General features: G+C 56.9%; 4 protein-coding genes. 3 read left to right on the top strand and 1 reads right to left on the bottom strand.

Translation table 11 applies throughout. The features are described from left to right. From NW856_RS12230 to NW856_RS12220, 3 genes are all read left to right on the top strand, one after another. Positions 1-459 (top strand): magnesium transporter (locus NW856_RS12230; RefSeq protein WP_414400493.1); only part of this gene is annotated, 459 nt, incomplete at its 5' end. 168 nt (positions 460-627) lie between these two features. Further along, positions 628-831, top strand: coding sequence for a hypothetical protein (locus NW856_RS12225; protein ID WP_238376758.1), 204 nt, complete (start codon positions 628-630; stop codon positions 829-831). Between the two features lie 27 nt (positions 832-858). After that, positions 859-1,560 carry an MgtC/SapB family protein gene (locus NW856_RS12220; RefSeq protein ID WP_414400492.1) on the top strand — a complete coding sequence of 234 codons (702 nt, stop codon included), beginning with the start codon at positions 859-861 and terminating at the stop codon, positions 1,558-1,560. A gap of 4 nt (positions 1,561-1,564) precedes the next feature. On the opposite strand, the gene NW856_RS12215 is transcribed toward NW856_RS12220, so the two are convergent. Continuing rightward, positions 1,565-2,188 carry a TMEM165/GDT1 family protein gene (locus NW856_RS12215; RefSeq protein ID WP_414355842.1) on the bottom strand — a complete coding sequence of 208 codons (624 nt, stop codon included), beginning with the start codon at positions 2,186-2,188 and terminating at the stop codon, positions 1,565-1,567. Positions 2,189-2,518: the final 330 nt, after the last annotated feature.

Here is a 2,518-nt window from a genome sequence, read left to right as displayed (position 1 = left end):
GAGGAGGTGTTGGAGGCGGTGACGGCAGCGGCTATTTTCATCCCCTTGGTCATGGATATGGGCGGTAATGTCGGTACCCAATCCACCACGATTTTTGCCCGTGGCCTGGCCTGGAACCACATCAACGTGCGGCAGTTTTTCCCCTATTTGCTGCGGGAAGCCAGCATTGGTGGCATTATCGGTGTGATCCTGGGGGCCACGGCTGGGGTGATTGCCTACTTCTGGCAGGGGGCACCCAATGGGATCCCACAATTGGGTCTAGCGGTGGGCTTGGCTCTGGCCGTAGTGATCACGTTGGGGGCTATCTTGGGCGCCATTTTGCCCTGGGTGATGTTAAAGCTGGGCTTTGACCACGCTCCGGGAGCGGATCCTTTTATCACCACCATTAAAGACTTCACCGGACTCTGGGTGTATTTCATGTTGGTAGGTTGGTTGGTGGGCGTTGAAGTCGAGTTTTAAGGCCACCATCTCTATAGCTATTCCCGTGGGCAGTGCAAATCCATTCCGGGCTTCCCTGACCTCAGGGGATCCTCCGGGGGGGCCACGAAAGCAGCGAGCTAGGGAAGTCTCTCAGATTCTCATTCCATTCAATTTGTCCAAATCTATATCTTATTGAGGAGGTGTGCCATGACCTTGAAAGTTCTATCTCCCTTGGCTGCTGCTCAATTTCGGTCACGGCTGCAGCAGTATGCCTATCGGGTGGGCATAACCTGTGCTTTAGAAACAGGTGGTAAGCTGGCCCCAGAATCCGCCTTTGCTCAACTGGAAGCCCTCTGGCAAACCTTGCAACAGGAAGCCACTGCCCTTGGGATCCCAGATGAGGATGGCTAAACTTTATCCTTTCACGAGAACCGGAGCATGACCTGGATTGACTTCACCTTGCGTTTGGCCGTTGCCTTTGTCCTGGGATCCCTCATTGGCCTGGAGCGACAGTGGCGGCAGCGTATGGCCGGCTTACGCACCAACACCTTGGTGGCCACGGGTGCAGCTTTGTTTGTCATGCTCTCGGTTCTCACCCCTGATGAAAGCAGCCCGACCCGTATTGCGGCCCAAGTGGTATCGGGGATTGGCTTTTTGGCCGGTGGCGTGATTCTTAAGGAAGGAGCCAGCGTCCGTGGCCTGAACACCGCCGCCACCATCTGGTGTGCAGCCGCGGTGGGAGCCTTTGCCGGAGCGGGGTACATTCCCCAAGCTGCCATTGGAGCCGGAGCTGTGTTGATCTCCAACGTTGTGCTGCGTCCACTGGGCTACCGCATCAACCAGCAGCCTTTGAAAGGCACAGAACTGGAACTGGTCTATGAGTGTTCGTTCATCTGCAAAAGCCAAGCAGAGGCCCACATCCGCGCCTTGCTCTTGCAAGGCATAGCTCCCACCCATCTCAAACTGCGCGCCCTCTACAGCGAAGACCTGGAGGACAAGCCCGATCTGGTCAGAGTCGAAGCAGAGCTGGTCACCCAAACCCGCGACGACCAAGCCCTAGAACTTGTCGTCAGCCGCCTCAGCCTAGAGCCAGGTGTGATCACTGCCCGATGGCGGATCATCGAACAGGAATTTGGCTGATCCCTCATCCTGCCAACTCCCAACCGGTCAGCAACGCAAACACCAGAAATAAGCCGCCCCCCACCCAATGCACGGCGCGTTCAGAGATGTGAGCTGCTAAAAAACGACCTCCCACCACCGCCAGCCCCACCATCAGCCCATGGCCAAGGGTAGCCCCTGCCCATACACTCAATCCCGGGTGGGTGGCCGCCAAGGAGACGGTGGCAATCTGGGTTTTATCCCCGAACTCGGCCAAGGCTGTCAAGCTAAAGGCTTCCCACACAATAGCCCAAGCACCGCCGCGGCCCGCCCCTTTTTCTTCTGCCTGCTCCACCAGCCTGAGGGCTTCTTCCTCTTCTTCTTTTTCCTGCTGGGGAGTCATCTTGTAAGCTTGCCAGAGCATTCTCAGCCCAAAAGCCGCGAAAACCCCAGCCGATAACACTCGCACGCCCAGGGGTGGCAGCAGCTTGAAAAGCACCTTCCCGGCCACCACCGCCAGCAAGGTCATCACGGCCAAAGCCAGCCACGTCCCCAAGAAAACCCAGCGGCGCGGGTGTCGCATAGCCAGAATCAGGGGGGTAAAAAAGGTTTTATCCCCAAACTCTGCTACCGTAACCAACAGCAAACTTGACGCAAAACCAGCCCACATCGTCTAGCCTCCAACCTCTCTTGTGTGTGGAATCGGTTCACACCTAGAGGTGAAGGCTGGGAAAGTCAGACGGACTCACCAAGCTCACCTCTGCGTGAACTCAGCGAAAGTCTCGTCACCAAAGCAGCCTGCCGGGCTTGCTTTGTCTCTTGCACCGGGCTGTTTTTAGCCAGTATGTCGATGCAGAGGGCGGTAAGCCGCCTGACTACTCCCTTTCCGTCTGAATGGTAGCATGCTGAGCTCCCAGTGGGAGTAGTTCATTTCCGATGGGATCCCCCAAGACTTGCTGTGCCTTGGCCGATATCAGCTAGAAATCGCAGGAGCCCCGCA

This window comes from Synechococcus sp. R3-13, assembly GCF_047462195.1.
GTDB lineage: Bacteria > Cyanobacteriota > Cyanobacteriia > Thermostichales > Thermostichaceae > Thermostichus.
Note: the sequence above shows the minus strand (reverse complement) of the source record. Positions and strands in the feature narration are given on the sequence as shown.

Excerpts from the sequence above, each read along its gene's own strand:
- NW856_RS12225 (WP_238376758.1), top strand. The coding sequence starts at position 628 with ATGACCTTGAAAGTTCTATCTCCCTTGGCTGCTGCTCAATTTCGGTCA.
- NW856_RS12220 (WP_414400492.1), top strand. The coding sequence starts at position 859 with ATGACCTGGATTGACTTCACCTTGCGTTTGGCCGTTGCCTTTGTCCTG.
- NW856_RS12215 (WP_414355842.1), bottom strand. The coding sequence starts at position 2,188 with ATGTGGGCTGGTTTTGCGTCAAGTTTGCTGTTGGTTACGGTAGCAGAG.